A 19,098-nucleotide genomic window follows, 5' to 3' on the forward strand; every position below is an offset into this window, starting at 1 on the left:
CTCACACGCTGGGCCTGGTGGACTCCGCGTCGTGCGTCATCTCGTCGATGCGCTCCATCACCGCCCTGACCTGCGTCCTGCCCGCCCGGTGCGGCCGCCGCCGCTGCCACGGGTGCGGGCCGGCGAGAGGGCGGTACTCCACGCCGATGGCGTCCAGCCGGCCGAGGTGCTCGGCCAGCCGGCCGTCGAAGTCCGCTTGCGCGCCGCCCGACCAGGCCACCTCCGCGAGCGCGCAGGCCCTCGGCCACAGGCGGTAGTCCACAGTACGGGCGTCGGGCACGCGCTCGGTCCAGAGCTGCGCCTGCGCCCCCAGGACCCGTGCGCGCTCCTCCGGCGTCCAGTCCCCGGGCGCCGGCTCGAACGCGGCGACGTCCTCGACCGTGATCGCGTCGCCGATGGCCATCGGCTCGTCGGGCGAGCCGGCCTCGGCGTAGTCGAGGTACAGCGGGAACACCGGCGTCGCCACCACGTCGTGCCCCGCCGCCGCGGCGCGCCTGCCCACGCCCATGCCGCGCCAGGGCATGACGATCGTGTCCTGCCGCAGCCCGCCGCTGACGAACGCCTCGTCCCACACCACCGCGCGGGCGCCCCGCTCGGCCAGCGCGTCCGCCAGTTGCCGCAGGAACCACGCCTGCAGGTCGTTGGCGGTGGCCAGCCCGAGCGAGTCGCGGTACGCCGTGATCTCCGCCGAGGCGGCCCAGTGGTCGAGCACCACCTCGTCACCGCCGATGTGCACGTAGGGAGTCTCGCCCAGGGCGCCGATCAGCTCGTCGAAGATCGTGGTCAGGAACTCGACGGTCGGCGGCAGCGGCGCCAGGATCGCGGGCGAGATGCCCCACCGGTCCAGCACGTCGTGCCGCTCCCCGGTGGCCCCGAGCGCCGGGTACGCCGCCAGGACCGCCGAAGCGTGTCCCGGCACGTCGATCTCGGGCACGATCGTCACGCACCGCGCCCGTGCGTACGCGCCCATCTCCGCCAGGTCGTCGAGCGTGTAGTAGCCCCCGTGCGGGACCTCGTCGTACGCCGCAGGCTCCCCGTGATGGTTGACCGCCGTACGCGGCCGGTGCGAGGCCACCTCCTGCAACAGCGGGTACGCCCTGCTCTCCACTCGCCACCCCTGGTCGTCCACCAGGTGCAGATGAAGCCGGTTCAGCTTGTGCACCGCCAGCAGGTCGATGAGCCGGAGGATCTCCCGCTTGGGCAGGAAATGCCGGGCCACGTCCAGGTGGACCCCCCGCCACGCGAACCGCGGCGCGTCCTCGATCCGCACCCCGGGCACCGGCCACGACGCCCGGGTGGAGAACCGGTAGGACGCGTCGGGCAGCAGCTGGTGCAGCGACTGCGCAGCGTAGAAGGCCCCGGCCCGCCCGCCGGCTGCGATCTCCACCCCGCGCGACCCGGTGGTCAGCCGGTACGCCTCCTCGCCGAGCCCGGGATCCAGCCGGACGTCGATCTCACCCGAGTCGCCGGGGCGCAGGTCGAGCAAGGGGAGCGCGTGGCGTACGGCGTCGGCGAGATCGCCGGACACGATCGAGCCGGCCGTCAGCTCGCAGGAGGCGGAAAGCTCGTTGAGCAGCTGTGGGCGAGGAATCATGCTTTGAGATAGTGCTGCAATCCGTTCGCCAGCGCCACCGCGATCCGCTGCCGGAATTTCGGATCCAGGAACTTGGCCGCCTCGCCGGGGTTCTTCATGTTGCCGCACTCCACGAGGACCTTCGGCACGGTCGAGAGGTTGAGACCGCCCAGGTCGTCGCGGTAGTCGAGGGCCTTGGCGCCGATGTAGGTGGAGTACGGCAGGCGCGTCCCCTCGGTCAAGGCGGCGCGTACGGCCAGGCCCAGCCTGTCGGAGGCGCGCACGACCTTGTCCACCGGCCCGTTGATCTTCTTCGGCATGATGACGTGGAACCCGCGGTTGCCGGGTGCCGAGCCGTCGGCGTGCACGGAGATCGCCGCGTCCGCCCCGGCCTGGTTGCCGATCGCGGCCCGCTCGGTGATGCACGGGCCCACGCCGTCGTTGCTCTTCCTGGTGAGCTTGACCGTCGCGCCGCGGCTCTTGAGTATCTTGCGGAGCCGGTTGGAGACGTCCCAGGTGAAGGCGGCCTCGCTGTAGCCGCCGGCCGTGTCGGTGCCGGTCGTGTCGCACGCCTTCCAGTGGGTCAGAACGTTGACCTTCCTGTTGATGGCGGCAGGAGCGCGGTAGTTGCCCCCGTTGTGGCCCGGGTCGATGACGACGACCTTGCCGTCGAGCGGCTTGGCCTCCGGCGAGTCCTCGCTCACCGGAGGATCACTCACCGAAGGCTCGCTCGCCGGAGCCTGCGTCACCACGGGCTCCCGGCCTGCCGCGGCGTCACCGGGGACGGCGGCACCGCACGCCGAGGCGATCAGGCCGCAGACGGCGAGCACTAAGGCTGGAAGAGCACGCATGCACTCCAACCTACGGCAGGCCCCCGTTCCCGGACCCCGTCTTGTGAGAAGCGTCATGTGAGAAGCAGGGCGCGTGACGCCCGCGAGACGTACTCCCCAGACGGGACTCACCAGACGTGCTCGCCGACCTCCTGCCGCTCGAGCAGGGCGGCCAGCTCCCGCGCGTCCTCGGCGTCGAGCCCGAGGACGACGCGGGGGCGGCCCCACGGGTGGTCGAGGGAGTGGGCGACGTAGCTGGCGACCGACTCCGCGCCGGCGTCGGTGCCACGCCCTCTCCCCGCCCGCCACTGTCCCCAGGCGCGCTCGAGCTCGGCCGCCGCGCGCTGGGCGCAGGACACCAGTTCTGGATCACGCATGACTGTTCCCCCCGGATCAGATCGTGACCGAACCGAATCCGGTCACCAATAGCATGACCCTGCCGAGTTAACCGCCGTGCGGCCCCGCCTCCTTGCGTCTTGACCCAGGTTTGGGCTGCTCTTAGGCCGGTCCCGTGCTCCGTCGCACGATCAGCTGGGGGTGGATCTCGCGCAGGCGCGCCCGCTTGGCGGGGTCGCCGATCCGGTCGCTCAGCAGCGCCGCCGCCGATCTGCCCATGGCCCGGCGGGGCTGGTCGACCGAGGTCAGCGAGACGTGCCTGGACGCCGACAGGTGGGTGTTGTCGTACCCGATGATCGATAGGTCCCCGGGCACGCTCAGGCCCAGTTCGCCCGCGGCCGCGAGCACGCCGAGCGCCACCACGTCATTGGCCGCGAAGATCGCGGTGGGCCTGGGGTCGCGGCTGAGCAGCGCCAGCGCCGCCTCCCTGCCGCCGTCCTCGGTCGCCTCCGCGGCCTCCACCATGATGTACGGCGCCAGCGAGTGCCTGCGCATGGCCACGAGATAGCCCTCGCAACGCGATGAGCGTGGCCCCTCGATGTGCGCGATGCGTTTGTGCCCGAGCTCGACCAGATGGTCGATGGCCAGGCGGGCGCCGAGCTGGTCGTCGTCGACCACGATGTCGACGCCGTCGAGCTCGATGTCACGTTCCCCTACGACGACGGTCGGGGTGTAGGCGGTGGCCTCGATCAGCGTCTCGCTGGTCGGCGCGATGCCTAAGAGAACGAGCCCGTCGACCCGCAGCTCGAGGAAGGCCTCGACGGCCTCGTCCTCGAACGCCGGGTCCCACTGGCTGTTCCCGATCAGCATGCGCAGGCCGTCGCCGTGCAGGCTCTCCTGCAGGCCGTCGAGGAACTCGGCGTAGAACGGATTGTGCAGGTCGGCGACGAGCGCGCCCACCAGATGCGTACGCCCTTCGACCAGGCTGCGCGCGACCGCGTTCGGCCGGTAGCCGAGCTCGCGGGCGGCCTGTAGCACGGCCTGGCGCCGGTGCTCGCTCACGTGCGGGGATCCGCGCAGCACGAGAGAGACCAGCGATTTCGAGACGCCGGCTAGCTCGGCGACGTTGCGGATGGTCGGTCTGGGCCGAGGCAGTGCGTCTACCTCTCTTAGGTCGGTGATGATCGAAGTGTTGACGGGCGGTCCTGACATGTGTCTCCCCCGCGATGCGGAAATGGGCACCTGTCTGACCAAACGATCGAGTTCGCCGCAGGGTACGGCTTCAGTCACGGATTGACGTCGGGATGCCGATATTGACCGGTCAGTGAGACGCCCAGCCACTGGTGCAGCGCCGGATAAGGCTTCGGCTACTGTGCAGATGTGACACCCGGGAAGTCAGCCCAGACGGCACGGCCGCGGCGCCGGCTGAGCGTGGACCGCCGCCGGGAAGAGCTCATGGCGGCCGCACTGGAGTTGTTCAGCATCCGCGACGCGGAAGACGTCTCGATCGACGACGTGGCCTCGGCGGCAGGAGCTTCGCGGGCCCTCGTCTACCACTACTTCGGCAGCAAGCAGGAGCTCTACGTGGCCGCGCTGCGGAGCGCGGCGGACCAGCTGGAGTCCCGGCTGCGGTCGCAGGGGGACGGCGGGCCGCTCGACGAGCTGGCCTCCGGGCTCGGGCGCTATCTCGACTTCGTCGAGGAGCACGCGGCCGGCTTCGCCGCGATGCTGCGCGGCTGCCCGGCCAACGGGACGGGCGAGGTCGGGGAGATCGTCGACGGCGTGCGCCGTCGGTTGTTCCGCCTCGTCCAGAGGCAGATGGGCGTCGAGAAGCCGAGCCCCGTGCTGCGTACGACCCTGCGGTCGTGGATCGCCTCCGTGGAGACGGCCGGCCTCGACTGGCTGGAGCACCGGGACGTGGAGCGGCTGACACTCGAGAGCATGATGGTCGACCACATGGTCGCGCTGCTCGGTGTCGCCGCCGCCTATGACGACGACGTCGCCGGGCTGCTGGACCGGCTGACGCAGGGGAGAGAAGGATGGCGCCGGGCGGGCGGCGCCAGCTTCTCCTGCGACGTCACAGTGGTGGACCCGGCCTCAGTGCGCCCGGTCCACCCCCTCAACCCCCCTGGGTTCGTGACGACCCCTTGTGGAGCTACTCGTGGAGCTACTCCGAGCGCTGCTGCGGAATCCCCGCGAGCAGCGCGCGAACCTCGGTCTCCCGGTAACGCCGATGACCGCCGAGGGTACGAATCGACGTCAACTTGCCCGCCTTGGCCCACCGCGTAACGGTCTTGGGGTCGACCCTGAACATGGTCGCGACCTCAGCGGGCGTGAGCAGTGGCTCGGCCTCGGGTGTACGAGCTGACATTTGTGCGGCCTCTCCTCCGTGTGGACCGGCTTCGCGATCCTGTGACTGCCTTTGCGCGTGTCACGGATGTCCCCTTATGGCACAGAGCGTGCGGCTTTTCTGAGCCATATGCGGCATCACCCGATGTGACCATACCGCCACGCAGAGCGATTGGCGAGCCCTTCTTTGACCCAACTGCCCGCCCCCGTGGCCATGTCACGCTCGGTGATTCTAGCGACACGTTTCGTGGTATCGCAGTGAAAACGGCAAACTACTCAGTTCGCAGAAGAGAGCAGCCGCGAGACGTGACCTACTCATGCAGGTCAGACGGCCGTATTGGGGTTCAGTTGGCAGATTCCAGCAGTTGCATTGACTTCCACCGTAGGATCACCCTCTGATACATGGCATAGGCAAGTTCTTCTTGACCCGTGTCCAGGCCCGTCAGGGCGGCCGAGAGCTCCGCGACCGACTGGTCGGCCTGCAGCGCGTCGTCGTCCATGAGGTGCACCAGCCCGCCGTAGTCGAGCTCCACCAGCGAGTGCGGGTGGAACTCCTCCAGCCACCTCGCGATGTCCTCCACGTCGAAGTTGGCCGCCACGTCGCCCAGGTGCCTGCGCAGCACGTTGAGCGCGCGGGCCGCCCGTCTCCTCGCCTGGGCCATGGAGGTGACGTAGATCAGATTACGGCCCGTAGTGGTCGTCACGTCCTGCCCCGGGGTGGCGGAGCCGAGCACCAGCCAGCGCTCGTTCCCATCAAACGGCACGAACCACGATGGCGGCACATGCCACGCCGTGGTCCGGATGTGGGTGCGCAACGCGGACGAACCGGCCTTCCGCTTGAACCGGTCGAAGTCGTCTGCGGTCTGCTCCGCGACGGTCTTGGGCACGAGGCGGTCCATGACCTTCACAGGAGTGGTGCCACGCAGCCTTGAGAACGCCAGCCACGACCGCAACCGCGATTGCCAGGGACAGACGTACAGGCGGTCCTCAACGCGCCGTAGATAGGCGTTGGGGCTCTCCTGGGCGGGAACGGGTTGAGGGGGCATGCCGAGCAGGCGCATCACCGACTCGCCGTGCTCCGCATTGAGCGCGTTCGCGCGTCGCGGGCGGTCACGTGAGTCGGCGTAGTCGGCCCACACCTTGCGCTCGGACTCGGCGAACGCGGTCAGTGGCTCATAGACGCGGAGGTAGGCGGCATAGGGCAGCACGGAGGCATCGTGTCACGAAGCGCACCGGCATGCATCGTCGCGGCTTACTACGCTGTGGGTGATCTCCGCCGCGACGGTGCGGCGGACCGGACAGGGAGTCACTACCGTGACCGACGTCTTCGGCACGTCCCACAAGGACGTCCACGAGCAGGTCGTGTTCTGCGCCGACGAGCAGAGCGGCCTGCGTGCCATCATCGCCATCCACAACACGGCGCTGGGCCCAGCCCTGGGTGGCACCCGTTTCTATCCGTACGAGAGCGAGCAGGCGGCCCTGGCCGACGTGCTCAACCTCGCCAAGGGCATGGCCTACAAGAACGCGCTGGCCGGCCTCGACCTCGGCGGCGGCAAGGCCGTCGTCATCGGCGACCCTGCCAGGGACAAGAGCGAGTCGCTGCTGCGCGCGTACGGGAGGTTCGTGCAGTCGCTCGGAGGGCGTTACATCACGGCCTGCGACGTGGGCACCTACAGCGAGGACATGGACATCGTGGCCCGCGAGTGCCGCTTCGTGACCGGCCGCACGCGCGCCCACGGCGGGGCGGGCGACTCGTCCATCCTGACGGCGTTCGGCGTGTTCCAGGGCATGCGCGCCTCGGCTGAGCGCGTCTACGGCACCCCTTCGCTGCACGGCAGGCGGGTCGGCGTCGAAGGGGTCGGCAAGGTGGGCAACCGCCTGGTGGAGCTCCTGCGCGAGGACGGCGCCGAGGTCGTGATCTGCGACGTCGACCCCAAGGCCGTCGAGCGCGTACGCCTGCGCCACCCGGAGGTGGACGTGGTGGCCGACGCCCGCGCGCTGACGACGTCCGACATCGACGTCTTCGCGCCCTGCGCGCTGGGCGGCGTGCTGGACGACACGACGGCGGCCGACCTGCGGGCGAAGATCGTCTGCGGCGCGGCCAACAACCAGCTCGCCCATCCCGGCGTCGAGAAGCAGCTCGCCGAGCGTGGGATCCTGTACGCGCCCGACTACGTGGTCAATTCGGGAGGCGTGATCCAGGTCGCCGATGAGATCGAGGGCTTCGACATGGATCGCGCCAGATCCAAGGCGGCCCAGATCTACGAAACGACTCTGAAGATCTTCCGGATAGCGGCCGACGAGGGCGTTCCTCCGGCGGTCGCAGCAGATAGGCTGGCCGAGCGCAGAATGTCGGAAGTCGGGCGTATTCGGGCCATTTGGCTAGGCCACTGACGCCCCACGCCCATACGACGTACCGAGCTGGGCACAAAACAGGTACGGTAATAGGCGAACGATAGGCTGACGCCCGGAGTCAGGCGGCGTCAGTGTGTGGTGCGTTAGCGACGAGGGGTCGGGGACGACCCCACACGAGGGGGTCGAGCCAATGGGGCGCGGCCGAGCAAAGGCCAAGCAGGTCAAGGTTGCTCGCCAGCTGAAGTACAACAGCGGTGGCACGGATCTTGACCGTCTTCGCGACGAACTCGGGGTCGGAGACTCCAGCAATGACGACGCCGACGACCTCAACGATGAGCTGGCGGATCGCTATGCCGATTACGCCGATGACTATGGCGCCGGAGACGACGACGATGGCCGCACGTCCGGCCGTCGATAGCCGCACTTCTGGTTGACGTGAGCCGAGGGCCCCGGGCGCGGGGCTCCTCTCTCACGCTCGTCGGGCCCCACGGGGAACCGTGGGGCTTTCGTCACGTCTGACCACCCAGGGCCGGGGGACACGCCCGGGATGTGGTTTCTGGAGATGTCTTGGGCTCGTCGCGAGGACGAGCCGGTGAGGGCCTAGCGGTAGCCGGCCTGGCCGGATCCTGGGACGATCTCGCCCAGCACCCAGGCGTCCATCCCGCGCTCGCGCAGCACCCTGATCGCCTCGTCCGCCGCGTCGGCGGCGACCACGGCCGCCATCCCGACCCCGAGGTTGAACGTGCGGTCCATGTCCCGCTGCGCGATCCGGCCGTGGCCGGCCAGCACGCCGAAGACGGCAGGCGGTGTCCAGGACGACCGGTCCAGCAGGGCGTCCAGATGTCCGGGCAACGACCGTGACAGGTTGCTCTCGATGCCGCCGCCGGTGATGTGCGCGTAGGCGTGGACGTCGACGGATCGGGCCAGCTCCAGGCAGTCCAGCGAGTAGATCCGCGTCGGCTCCAGTAGCTCTTCCCCCAACGGCCGGCCCAGCTCGGGCAGCACGGCGTCGAGGGACAGCGCGGCCTCGCGCAGCACGTGCCGTACGAGCGAGTAGCCGTTGGAGTGAACCCCTGAGGACGCCAGCCCCAGCACCACGTCGCCGGCCTCCACCCGCGCGGGACCCAGCATGGCGGCGGCCTCCACGACGCCCGTGCCTGCGCCCGCGAGGTCGTATTCGCCGGCCTCCATCGCCCCGGGGTGCTCGGCCGTCTCGCCGCCGACCAGCGCGGCCCCGGCCAGGCGGCAGCCCTCGGCGACCCCGCCGACGATGTCGGCGACGCGCTCGGGCACCACCTTGCCGCAGGCGATGTAGTCGGTCATGAACAGCGGCTCGGCCCCGCACACCACCAGGTCGTCGAGGACCATGCCGACCAGGTCGATGCCGATGGTGTCGTGCTTGTCGTACTGCTGGGCGATCATGACCTTGGTGCCCACGCCGTCGGTGGAGGTGGCCAGCAGCGGCCGCCGGTAGCGGAGCAGGGCGGAGGCGTCGAACAGCCCCGCGAACCCGCTCGCGTCGTCGACCACCTCGGCCCGTCGCGACCGCGCCACCTTGTCCTTCATCAGGGTGACGGCCCGCTCACCCGCCTCGATGTCGACCCCTGCGGCCTCGTAGGTGGTCACGCTACCTCCTTCGTCGGCAGCGCGCCCACCTTGGTGCTGTGTCTATTGGTTCGCTCGCTCCGCTCGTTCACGCTACCTCCTTCGTCGGCAGCGCGCCCACCGTGGTGCTGTGTCTATTGGTTCGCTCGCTCCGCTCGTTCACGCTACCTCCTTCGTCGGCAGCGCGCCCACCGTGGTGCTGTGTCTATTGGTTCGCTCGCTCATGCCTTGCTCTCCAACACGAACTTGCCGACGTTGTCCTGGTCGATGGGGATGGGGTAGGAGCCGGTGAAGCAGGCCATGCAGAGGCGGTCGGCGGGGATGGTGGTGGCCTGGGTGAGGCCCTCCAGGGAGATGTAGCCGAGCGAGTCGGCGCCGAGCGAGGCGCGGATCTGCTCGATGGTCAGCGAGCCGGCGATCAGCTCGGCCCGGGTGGCGAAGTCGATGCCGTAGAAGCACGGCCAGGCCACGGGCGGCGAGGAGATGCGTACGTGCACCTCTTTGGCGCCGGCCTCGCGCAGCATCTTGACGATGGCGCGCTGGGTGTTGCCGCGCACGATCGAGTCGTCCACGACCACCAGCCGCTTGCCCTCGACGACCTCGCGCAGCGGGTTGAGCTTCAGCCGGATGCCGAGCTGGCGGATGGTCTGGGACGGCTGGATGAACGTGCGGCCGACGTAGGAGTTCTTCACCAGGCCCTGGCCGTACGGGATCCCGCTCTCCTGGGCGTAGCCGACGGCGGCCGGGGTGCCGGACTCGGGCGTGGGGATGACCAGGTCGGCCTCGACGGGGTGCTCGCGGGCCAGCACGCGGCCGACCTCGACCCTGGTGACCTGTACGCCTCGCCCGGCGATGGTGGTGTCGGGGCGGGCGAGGTAGACGTACTCGAAGAGGCAGCCCTTGGGCTCGGCCAGCGCGAAGCGGCGCGACCTGACGCCGCGCTCGTCGATGGTGAGCAGCTCCCCCGGCTCGATCTCGCGGACGAACGTGGCGCCCACGATGTCGAGCGCCGCCGTCTCCGAGGCCACCACCCAGCCCCGCTCCAGCCGGCCCAGGACCATCGGGCGGACGCCCTGCGGGTCGCGGGCCGCGTAGAGGGTCGTCTCGTCCATGAAGACGAGCGAGTAGGCGCCCTTGACCTGCGGGAGCAGCTCGGCGGCCGAGTCCTCGACGGAACGGGTGCGGTCCTGGGCGAGCAGCGTGGTCAGCACCTCGGTGTCCGTCGTCGCCCGGGTGGAGCCAGGGGCCAGGCGCTGGGCCAGCTCAGGGGTGTTGATGAGGTTGCCGTTGTGGGCGAGCGCCAGCCCGCCGATCTCGGTGGAACTCAGCGTGGGCTGCGCGTTCTCCCACACACTCGATCCGGTCGTGGAATAGCGGCAGTGGCCGATGGCCAGGTGGCCGCGCAGGGTGCCCAGCACCGACTCGTCGAAGACCTGGGCGACCAGGCCCATGTCCTTGTAGACGAGAATGCGGCTCCCCTCGCTGACCGCGATGCCCGCGGACTCCTGGCCGCGGTGCTGCAACGCGTACAGCCCGTAGTAGGTGAGTTTGGAAACTTCCTCGCCTGGAGCCCATACGCCGAAGACGCCACAGGCGTCTTGAGGTGCGCGGTCGTTGGGGTCCAGGTCATGGCCGAGCCGGCCGTCGCCCTTCAGCACATGTCTCAGTCTAGGTTGAGCGCTTCCGTGCTCGCACACTCGGGGTTGCGCGCAGGAGAACACGGGGTTGCCCGGAGGAGAGCGGTCTTGTCCAGCATGGCCGTATCTTGCCCTCAGCCTGCCGCTTTGGCGCAAGATGACCCAAGGATCGACCACCTCTTACCGTGTCCTGTGGTTTAACGGTCGCCTTCCGCGTAAGGGTGAAGTATCCGGCATGCAGACAGTCGGGAGACGCAGACGTGACCACACCTGGGGACCCGAACGAGCCCCGCCCGGGGCAGGAACGCCGCTCTGAAGAGGACCGGCCCGGGGGGTCGCCGCGGCATGCGCCCGAGCGGCCTGGCGAGGGTGTGCCGGATCAGGCTGAAGAGGAGCGCAGGCCCGAGATCCGCCCGTACGAGAGCGGGCCGACGGGCGGCGACCAGACACCGGAGGAGTGGTCCGCGGGCGGCCCGCCCGGCGCCGGCCCCACCGGCGGCACGGCCCCTCCCACCGGCGCAGGAGAGCCCCAGGGTGAGCCCCACGGGCCCCACGGCGGGCCCCGGGGTGAGTTCCAGGGCGGGTCCCAAGGCGAGCCCCATGACGGGTCCCGAGGTGATTTCCAGGGGGAGTATCGAGGTCAGGGAGAGCCTCGGGGCGGGGGAGAGTCCGAGGGCGAGGGGGAGTCCGAGGGCGAGGAGCCGATCGCGCCCGCGCCGCCCGTGGCCCCGCGCCCCGACGTGCCTCCGACGCACGAGCCCAGACCGGCGGCCGAGCCCAGGCACCCGGACCTGCCCACCGCCCCCGAGGTCCCGGAGCCGGCGGAGGGCCCCGAGCCACCGGACCCGGCAAGAACGCCTGAGAGGGCGGAGCCGGAGGGTGAGGATGCGGAGGCGACGCAGGCCTTTCCGATCCCGGGTGCCACACCGTCGTATCCGGGGTGGGCGGGGGCCCCGGCAGAGGAGGAGCCGCCGCCGCGGCAGCCGTCCCGGTACGACCAGGGCGACCAGCCCTTCTTCACGCCGCCGGGCCAGGGCGGCCCGCCCCGCGAACCCGAAGGCCCCCCGTACGGGCGTCCTGAAGGCCCCCCGTACGGGCGTCCTGAAGGCCCTCCGTACGGGCGTCCTGAAGGCCCTCCGTACGGGCGTCCTGAAGGCCCTCCGTACGGGCGTCCTGAAGGCCCTCCGTACGGGCGTCCTGAAGGCCCTCCGTACGGGCGTCCTTCCCAGGAGCAGCCCACCGTGCCGGGCACCACCCCGTCCAGCCCGTACGGCGGTCCGCCCGGCTACGGCCCGCCGCCCCCCGGATACGGATACGGCGGACCAGGCGCCCCCTACGGCGCGGAGCGGCCAGGCAGCGGCCTGGCCACGGCCTCGCTGGTTCTCGGCGTGGCCAGCCCGTTCCTGGTGTTCGTCTGCTTCACGGGCCTGATCACCGCCATCCTGTCGATCGTCTTCGGCTGCGTGGCGCTCGCCAAGCGCGCGGGCAAGGGCCGCGCCATCGCCGGCATCGTGATCAGCGTCCTGTCGCTGATCCTGTTCGCGATCGTGGCCGTCTGGTTCTGGAACGTGGTCCAGGCATGCGGCCACCTTCCTCCCCAGCTCGCCGACCAGTGCTTCGAGCAGCAGTTTCCCTGGATGAGGGCGGGCAGCTAGAGCGGCAGGTGCGCTGACAGGTCGGCGCGGGAGCCGCTGGCGGAAACCGCGCCCTTGGCCATCGCCTCGGCCCAGGTGAGGCGGCCGAGCGCAAGCTCTATCCAGGTGCGGGCATCGGTCTCGATGACGTTGGGCGGCGTGCCGCGGGTGTGCCGGGGGCCGGCCACGGCCTGGACGGCGGCGTACGGCGGAACGCGTACCTCGACGGTCCTGCCGGGCGCGGCGGTGGCGAGTTTGCCGAGCAGGTAGCGCACGGCCTGCCTGGCCGCGTCGCGCTCCGGGCTCAGCCCGCGGTCGTAGGCGGCCAGCACGGCCGAGACCAGCGCGTCCGGCAGCGCGGCGGACGGCCCGTCATAGGAGGGCTCGTCAAGGGCGACGAGTTGGCCGTCGAGAGCCGATTTCAGCTTTTCCTGGTCCAGCTTGCGTGGCGACACCCCACCATTGTCTCCCGGGGAGCGTTCATCGAGACGGAGGTCTTCGTTCACCTCAGGTTTCGCTGATGACCGTAGCGTCCCGGCCGTACAACCGCGCACTTTCATGGAGGACCCGTGGCGAACCCCGACGCCAGCCGGCGGCTGCTGCCGTTGCTTTCCACCCCGCACAAAGGCGGCCGTTCCGCGCTGACCTGTCAGTTCCGCTGCGGCAACGCGTGCTCGCACGACGTGGGCAACACCACCGCCAACGCCTACTTCGGCGACGTGGTGAAGGAGGCGCTGTCGCGCCGCGGCGTGCTGCGGGCCGGTGCGCTCGGGGCCGTCGTGGTTGGCGCCGGCGTGGCGGGAGCGGTGCCCGCGCTGGCCGACGAGCCCAAGGCCGCCGCTCGCGGCGGGCACGGCGGCGGTGGCGACCTCCGTTTCACCCCCGTGCCGCCGAACACCGACGACAAGTTGAGCATCCCGGACGGATACCGCTCCTCCGTGGTCGTGCGCTGGGGGGACCCGGTGCTGTCCGACGCACCGGCGTTCGACTTCGACAACCAGACCGCCGACGCCCAGAACAAGCAGTTCGGCTACAACTGTGACTTCGTGACCCTGTTCCCGATGGGCCGCGACCGCGGGCTGCTGTGGGTGAACCACGAGTACACCGACGAGAGCCTGATGTTCCGCGGCTACACGGGCGGGGCGGACGCGACCGAGGAGCAGATCCAGATCGCGCTGGCCGCGCACGGCGGCTCGGTCGTGGAGGTCGAGCGGGAGCGCGGCACCGGCGAGTGGAAGCTGGTCACTCATGGGCGCCGCCGCTACAACCGGCGCATCACCGCTCAGACCCCCATGAAGTTCACCGGTCCGGCCGCAGGCAGCGATCTGCTCAAGACAGACGCCGACCGCCAGGGGCTCAAGCCGGTCGGCATGCTGAACAACTGCGCGGGCGGCACCACGCCGTGGGGCACGGTGCTGACCGCCGAGGAGAACATCGACCAGTACTTCGTCAACGGCGACAAGGTGCCTGAGGCGCAGCGGCCGTACATCACCCGCTACACGATCACCACCGGCACCCCGGAGGACAGCCGTAGGTTCGACCGCGTCGAGGAGCGCTTCGACCTGGCCAAGCACCCCCAGGAGGCCAACAGGTTCGGGTGGATCGTGGAGATCGACCCGTTCGATCCCGACTCGACGCCGGTCAAGCGCACCGCGCTGGGCCGCTTCAAGCACGAGGCCGCCAACACGACGCTGTCCCGCGACGGCCACCTGGTGGTGTACATGGGGGACGACGCGCAGTTCGAGTACATCTACAAGTTCGTCTCGAAGGAGCGCTACGTCCGGGGATTCGACCGGCACAACCGTGACCTGCTGGACGAGGGCACCCTGTACGTCGCCAAGTTCACCGGCGACAGCCCGAAGGGCCAGATCGACGGGTCGGGCAAGCTTCCCTCCGACCGCATGTTCGACGGCTCGGGCGAGTGGATCCCGCTGGTCTCGGGCGACAAGTCGTACGTGAAGGGCATGACCGCCGAGGAGGTCCTGGTCTACACGCGGGTGGCGGCCGACAAGGTGGGCGCGACCAAGATGGACCGCCCGGAGGACATGGAACGCAATCCGGTCACCGGCGGCGTGTACGTGGCACTGACCAACAACACCAACCGCACCAAGGCCCAGGTCGACGAGGCCAACCCGCGGACCGGTAACAAGCACGGCCACGTGCTGGAGATCGTCGAGCGCAAGAACGACGCGGCCGCGAAGACGTTCGCCTGGTCGATCCCGCTGGTCTGCGGCGACCCGAAGGACCCCGCCACCTACTTCGCCGGCTTCGACAAGACCAAGGTCTCGCCGATCTCGTGCCCGGACAACGTGACGTTCGACCGCGACGGCAACCTGTGGATCTCCACGGACGGCAACCAGCTCGGCAGCCACGACGGCCTGTTCGTGATGCCCGTGCGCGGCAAGGATCGCGGCCACCTGCGCCAGTTCCTCACCGTCCCCACCGGCGCCGAGACCTGCGGGCCGCTGGTGGCCGAGGACCAGCTCAGCGTGTTCGTGGCGGTGCAGCACCCCGGCGAGGTCGACGGCGCCTCCCCGGAGAACCCGGCCAGCCGCTGGCCCGACGGCGACCAGCCGCGCCCTGCGGTCGCGGTGGTGTGGCACGAGAAGGGCAAGAAGATCGGCAGTTGACCTAAAGTTAACTTGAGGATCTAGCCTTCCATGCCATGAGCATGGAAATGACCGCCTGGCATCAGCTGTATTCGATGAACAACCGGCCGGAGCGTCGCCCTCTCACCAGGGCGACGCTCCGCCGTATCGGTGCCTTCGCGCGGCCGCACCGCCGCAGGCTGACGCTGTTCATGCTGCTCGGCGTGGTGATGGCGGGCTTGGCCGTGGCGTCTCCGCTGCTCGCGGGCCGGGTGGTCGACGCGATCTTCAACGCGGAGCCGCTGGACGTGGTGGTCACGGTGGCGCTGACGATCGCGGGGCTGGCCGTCGCGGAGGCTGGGCTCGGGCTGGTCAACAGGTGGTTGTCCGCCGGGCTCGGGGAGAGCCTGATCCTGGACCTGCGTACGGCCGTCTTCGACCACGTACAGCGGATGCCGATCGCGTTCTTCACCAGGACGCGCACGGGCGCGCTCGTCAGCCGGCTGAACAACGACGTGATCGGTGCGCAGCGGGCCTTCACCGACACGTTGTCCGGCGTGGTCGGCAACATCGTGACACTCCTGCTGACGCTCACCGCGATGATCGGCATCTCGTGGCAGATCACGCTGCTCGCGCTGCTGCTGTTGCCGGTGTTCATGCTGCCCGCGCGGCGGATGGGCACCAGGATCGCCAGGCTGCGCCGGGAGGCCGCCGACCACAACGCGGCCATGGGAACGCAGATGACCGAGCGCTTCTCGGCGCCGGGCGCGACGCTGGTGAAGCTGTTCGGCCGGCCCGCGCGGGAGTCGGCAGAGTTCGCGAGCCGGGCCAGGCGGGTGCGTGACATCGGCGTACGCTCCGCCATGACCCAGTCGGCCTTCGTCACCGCGCTGACCCTGGTGTCCGCGCTGGCCCTGGCGCTCGTGTACGGCCTCGGCGGCTTCTACGCCCTGCGCGGCCAACTCGCCCCCGGCGCGCTGGTGTCGATGGCCATGCTCCTCACCCGCCTGTACGCCCCTCTGACCGCGCTGGCCAGCGCCCGCGTGGACGTGATGAGCGCGGTCGTCAGCTTCGAGCGCGTCTTCGAGGTGCTCGACCTCAAGCCGCTCATCCAGGAGAAGCCCGACGCCCGCGAGGTGCCCGACGGGCCGGTGACGGTCGAGTTCGACGACGTGCGCTTCGCCTACCCGTCGGCCGACAAGGTCTCACTCGCCTCGCTGGAGGAGGTCGCCACGCTCGACTCGCGCGGCGGCGTCGAGGTGCTGCACGGCGTCTCGTTCCGTGCCGAGCCCGGCCAGATGGTGGCGCTGGTGGGCTCGTCCGGCGCCGGCAAGTCCACGATCGCGCAGCTCCTGCCCAGGCTGTACGACGTCGACTCAGGCGCGGTACGCCTCGGCGGCGTCGACGTACGCGACCTGACCGCCGACTCCATCCGCGACACGCTCGGCATGGTCACCCAGGACGGCCACCTGTTCCACGACACGATCCGGGCCAACCTGCTGCTGGCCAGGCCGGAGGCGACCGAGGAGGAGATCTGGGACGCGCTCACCAGGGCCAGGCTGGCGGTCCTGATCGAGTCGCTGCCCGACGGGCTCGACACCGTGGTCGGCGAACGCGGCTACCGGCTCTCAGGCGGCGAGCGCCAGCGGCTCACCATCGCCAGGCTGCTGCTGGCCAGGCCCAGGGTGGTGATCCTGGACGAGGCCACGGCGGCGCTCGACTCGACCTCCGAGGCGGCCGTGCAGGCGGCGCTCGGCGAGGCGCTCGAAGGCAGGACCGCCGTGGTGATCGCGCATCGCCTGTCCACGATCCGGGCGGCCGACCTGATCCTGGTGATCGAGGACGGCGTGGTGGCCGAGCGCGGCACGCACGCCGGCCTCCTCGCCGCCGGCGGCCGCTACGAGGAGCTGTACCGCACTCAGTTCGAAGACCGTGTTTATGGCCTCACTTCGTGAGGCGGGCTCGTCCGCCCTATGCCGCCGTCTTCCCCCGCTCTGGTCGCTTCGCTCCCGCCGCTCCTCCAGACGACGGCGCTCCCTCGCAGGTCAAAAGTATGCCTCGCTTCGCGAGGCGGGCTCGGTCGCTTCGCTCCCGCCGCTCCTCCAGATGACGGCGCTTCCTCGCAGGGAGTAGAGGGCGACCGGGATTCCGGCGAGTACCACGAACGCCACGACGACCAGTGTGAACTGGTAGCCGTCGAGGAAGGCGAGGAGCGGCGGCTGGGTGCTGGCGCTCTGCCTGGAGGTCAGCAGCGCGCCCAGCACGGTGATGCCGAGCAGGCCGAACACCTCACGCGAGACGTTCAGCACGCCCGAGGCCACGCCTGACCGGTCCTTCGGCATGCCGCTGAGCACCGCGGCCGTCAGGGGGACCAGCATGCCGCCGCCGAGGCCGTACAGGAGGAGCCAGGGCGCCACGTCCGCGTAGTCGCCGCCGGCGCCGACGCGGGAGATGAGGTAGATCGCCGCGGCCATCAGCGCCATCCCGAGCGCCACCGTGCGGCCGATGCCGAGCGCCGCGCTGATCCGCTGCGACTGGACCGCGACCACGGCCATGACCAGGGCCATCGGCACGAACGCGGCGCCGGCCTCGGTGGGGGAGAAGCCGAGCACATTCTGCAGCCAGAGGGCGCTGAAGAAGTAGATGCCGAACACGCCGAACGACCAGATGCCGCTGGTGATCAGTCCGCCGGTGAACGTCCTGGACCTGAACAGCGACATCACGATCATCGGCTCGGCGGCCCGCGACTCGGCCAGCACGAACGCGACGGCCGCCGCCGCGAACACGCCGAAGGCGGCCAGGATCTCCGGTGAGGTCCATCCGGCGGCCTCGCCTTCGATGAGCCCGTAGGTCAGGGCGAACAGGGCGGAGGTGGCCAGGCCGGGCAGGTCGAGGCTGTGGCGTACGCGCTCGAAGGCGGGCCTGACCGCCCACAGCGCGAGCCCGAACGTCACCAGCCCGACCGGCACGTTGATCAGGTAGATCCACCCCCAGTGCAGGTTCTCGCTGATGAACCCGCCCGCGGCCGGGCCGAGCGCCATGGAGAGCGCCCCCGTGGCGCTCCAGATGCCCACGGCCCGGCCGCGCTCGCCGGGGTCGGGGAAGATCTGGCCGATCAGCGCCAGCGCGGTGGGCGTGAGCAGCGCCGCGCCCACCCCCTGAGTGGCGCGCGCCGCGATCAGCGCCCCACCGGTCGTGGCCAGCCCGGCCGCGAGCGAGGAGAGCGTGAAGATCGTCAGGCCGGTCAGGAACACCCGGCGGGCGCCGTAGACGTCCGCGAGCCTGCCGCCGGCCAGCATCAGCCCGGCGAAGACCAGGATGTACGAGCTCACGATCCACTCCAGCCCGGAGATCGTCAGTCCGAGCTCCCGCTGGATCGTGGGCAATGCGACGTTCCCCACGTTGTTATCCAAATAGGTCATGAAGGTGCCCAAGGTCACCGCACCCAGCGCCCACCATCGCACGACATTTCCTCCTATACGCTGTACTTGTACGGCGTATAGTTCAACTCGTACGTCGTATAGTTGTCAACCGTGATGGGAAAACTGACCGCGCGGGCGATCGCGGAGCGGGCCCTGGAGATCGGCGACGCCGAAGGGCTCGACGCGCTCACGATCCGCCGCCTGGCCACGGACCTGGGCGTGACCCCGATGGCTCTCTACTGGCACTACAAGAACAAGGAGCAACTGCTCATCGGCATGGCCGACCACCTGATCGCCGGCTTCGCGCCCAAGCCGGCCGACGACCGCCCGTGGCAGGAGCAACTCCGCGACCTGACCGAGGGCCTGATCAGGACGCTGCGCAGCCACCCCTGCGCCAAGGACGTCCTCGAGCAGATCGACCCCGTCGCGGTCCCGCACTTCCTGGTCGTCTGGGACCAGGCGCTGCGACTGGCCCGCACGGCCGGGTTCGGGGTCGAGGAGTGCTGCCTGATCACGAAATACCTGCTGCAGAGCGCCATCGCCATCGCCGACGCCCCTGGCCGCCTCCCTGCGGACGCGGACGCAGCCCAGGCGGCCAGGGGCAAACGGCTGGCGCTGCAGTCACTGCCCGTCGAGCAGTATCCACACCTGGTGGAGATGGCCGGCCCGATGGCCGGGGGAATGGACCCTGCCCTCTACGACACGTTCGGCGTCGACCTGGTCCTGGGCGGCATAGAGGCCCTGGCGGCCAGGCGCTAGAGTCCTGATC

The 19,098-nt window shown here is 70.1% G+C and carries 16 protein-coding genes and 1 pseudogene; 7 read left to right on the forward strand and 10 right to left on the reverse strand.

Going from position 1 to position 19,098, the window contains the following annotated elements; translation table 11 throughout:
- Position 1: 1 nt before the first annotated feature.
- The 4 genes from ITP53_RS03695 to ITP53_RS03710 all read right to left on the reverse strand — a co-directional run bounded on the left by ITP53_RS03695 (position 2) and on the right by ITP53_RS03710 (position 3,951).
- Positions 2-1,594 carry a beta-N-acetylhexosaminidase gene (locus tag ITP53_RS03695; RefSeq protein ID WP_195893845.1) on the reverse strand — a complete coding sequence of 531 codons (1,593 nt, stop codon included), beginning with the start codon at positions 1,592-1,594 and terminating at the stop codon, positions 2-4.
- A complete protein-coding gene (locus ITP53_RS03700) occupies positions 1,591-2,424 on the reverse strand; it encodes an N-acetylmuramoyl-L-alanine amidase (RefSeq protein ID WP_195893846.1) in 834 nt (277 codons plus the stop codon). The genes ITP53_RS03695 and ITP53_RS03700 overlap by 4 nt, the downstream gene beginning before the upstream one ends.
- 107 nt (positions 2,425-2,531) lie before the next feature.
- Positions 2,532-2,780, reverse strand: a complete 249-nt coding sequence (locus ITP53_RS03705) for a hypothetical protein (RefSeq protein ID WP_195893847.1) — start codon at positions 2,778-2,780, stop codon at positions 2,532-2,534.
- Positions 2,781-2,901: 121 nt separating this feature from the next.
- Complete coding sequence (locus ITP53_RS03710) at positions 2,902-3,951, reverse strand: LacI family DNA-binding transcriptional regulator (RefSeq protein WP_407941211.1); 1,050 nt, start codon at positions 3,949-3,951, stop codon at positions 2,902-2,904.
- 243 nt (positions 3,952-4,194) lie between these two features.
- On the opposite strand from ITP53_RS03710, the pseudogene ITP53_RS60945 reads away from it, so the two are divergent.
- Positions 4,195-4,692 (forward strand): annotated as a pseudogene (locus ITP53_RS60945) (TetR/AcrR family transcriptional regulator); the annotation flags it as partial.
- Positions 4,693-4,906: 214 nt separating this feature from the next.
- On the opposite strand, the gene bldC reads toward ITP53_RS60945, so the two are convergent.
- Together bldC and ITP53_RS03725 are read right to left on the reverse strand one after the other, a co-directional pair.
- Positions 4,907-5,110, reverse strand: a complete 204-nt coding sequence (gene bldC, locus ITP53_RS03720; RefSeq protein ID WP_013133571.1) for a developmental transcriptional regulator BldC — start codon at positions 5,108-5,110, stop codon at positions 4,907-4,909.
- Between the two features lie 322 nt (positions 5,111-5,432).
- Positions 5,433-6,296 (reverse strand): hypothetical protein, encoded by an 864-nt coding sequence (locus tag ITP53_RS03725; RefSeq protein WP_195893848.1) that lies wholly within the window; start codon positions 6,294-6,296, stop codon positions 5,433-5,435.
- 106 nt (positions 6,297-6,402) lie between these two features.
- Here ITP53_RS03725 and ITP53_RS03730 point away from each other — a divergent pair, with 106 nt between their 5' ends.
- Positions 6,403-7,482: a Glu/Leu/Phe/Val family dehydrogenase gene (locus ITP53_RS03730; RefSeq protein WP_195893849.1), complete on the forward strand. Its 1,080-nt coding sequence runs from the start codon at positions 6,403-6,405 to the stop codon at positions 7,480-7,482.
- 151 nt (positions 7,483-7,633) lie between these two features.
- Complete coding sequence (locus ITP53_RS03735) at positions 7,634-7,861, forward strand: DUF3073 domain-containing protein (protein WP_195893850.1); 228 nt, start codon at positions 7,634-7,636, stop codon at positions 7,859-7,861.
- 182 nt (positions 7,862-8,043) lie between these two features.
- Here ITP53_RS03735 and purM read toward each other — a convergent pair whose 3' ends face one another.
- A complete protein-coding gene (purM, locus tag ITP53_RS03740; protein ID WP_195893851.1) occupies positions 8,044-9,069 on the reverse strand; it encodes a phosphoribosylformylglycinamidine cyclo-ligase in 1,026 nt (341 codons plus the stop codon).
- Between the two features lie 200 nt (positions 9,070-9,269).
- Positions 9,270-10,706, reverse strand: a complete 1,437-nt coding sequence (purF, locus tag ITP53_RS03745) for an amidophosphoribosyltransferase (RefSeq protein WP_195893852.1) — start codon at positions 10,704-10,706, stop codon at positions 9,270-9,272.
- 239 nt (positions 10,707-10,945) lie between these two features.
- Between purF and ITP53_RS03750 the strand changes: the two genes are divergently transcribed.
- Entirely contained in the window at positions 10,946-12,340 is a 1,395-nt protein-coding gene (locus ITP53_RS03750) for a DUF4190 domain-containing protein (protein ID WP_195893853.1), read from the forward strand.
- Here ITP53_RS03750 and ITP53_RS03755 read toward each other — a convergent pair.
- Positions 12,337-12,774: a sterol carrier family protein gene (locus ITP53_RS03755; RefSeq protein WP_328813867.1), complete on the reverse strand. Its 438-nt coding sequence runs from the start codon at positions 12,772-12,774 to the stop codon at positions 12,337-12,339. The genes ITP53_RS03750 and ITP53_RS03755 overlap by 4 nt on opposite strands.
- Before the next feature lie 114 nt (positions 12,775-12,888).
- On the opposite strand from ITP53_RS03755, the gene ITP53_RS03760 reads away from it, so the two are divergent.
- Both ITP53_RS03760 and ITP53_RS03765 read left to right on the forward strand, forming a co-directional pair.
- Positions 12,889-14,949, forward strand: coding sequence for a PhoX family protein (locus tag ITP53_RS03760; protein ID WP_195893855.1), 2,061 nt, complete (start codon positions 12,889-12,891; stop codon positions 14,947-14,949).
- A 35-nt stretch (positions 14,950-14,984) separates the two neighbouring features.
- Entirely contained in the window at positions 14,985-16,862 is a 1,878-nt protein-coding gene (locus tag ITP53_RS03765) for an ABC transporter ATP-binding protein (RefSeq protein ID WP_195893856.1), read from the forward strand.
- A 90-nt stretch (positions 16,863-16,952) separates the two neighbouring features.
- On the opposite strand, the gene ITP53_RS03770 is transcribed toward ITP53_RS03765, so the two are convergent.
- A complete protein-coding gene (locus ITP53_RS03770; protein ID WP_328813870.1) occupies positions 16,953-18,371 on the reverse strand; it encodes an MFS transporter in 1,419 nt (472 codons plus the stop codon).
- 72 nt (positions 18,372-18,443) lie between these two features.
- Between ITP53_RS03770 and ITP53_RS03775 the strand changes: the two genes are divergently transcribed.
- Complete coding sequence (locus ITP53_RS03775; RefSeq protein ID WP_236050418.1) at positions 18,444-19,088, forward strand: TetR/AcrR family transcriptional regulator; 645 nt, start codon at positions 18,444-18,446, stop codon at positions 19,086-19,088.
- Positions 19,089-19,098: the final 10 nt, after the last annotated feature.

The organism is Nonomuraea cypriaca, assembly GCF_015645445.1.
Lineage (GTDB): Bacteria > Actinomycetota > Actinomycetes > Streptosporangiales > Streptosporangiaceae > Nonomuraea > Nonomuraea cypriaca.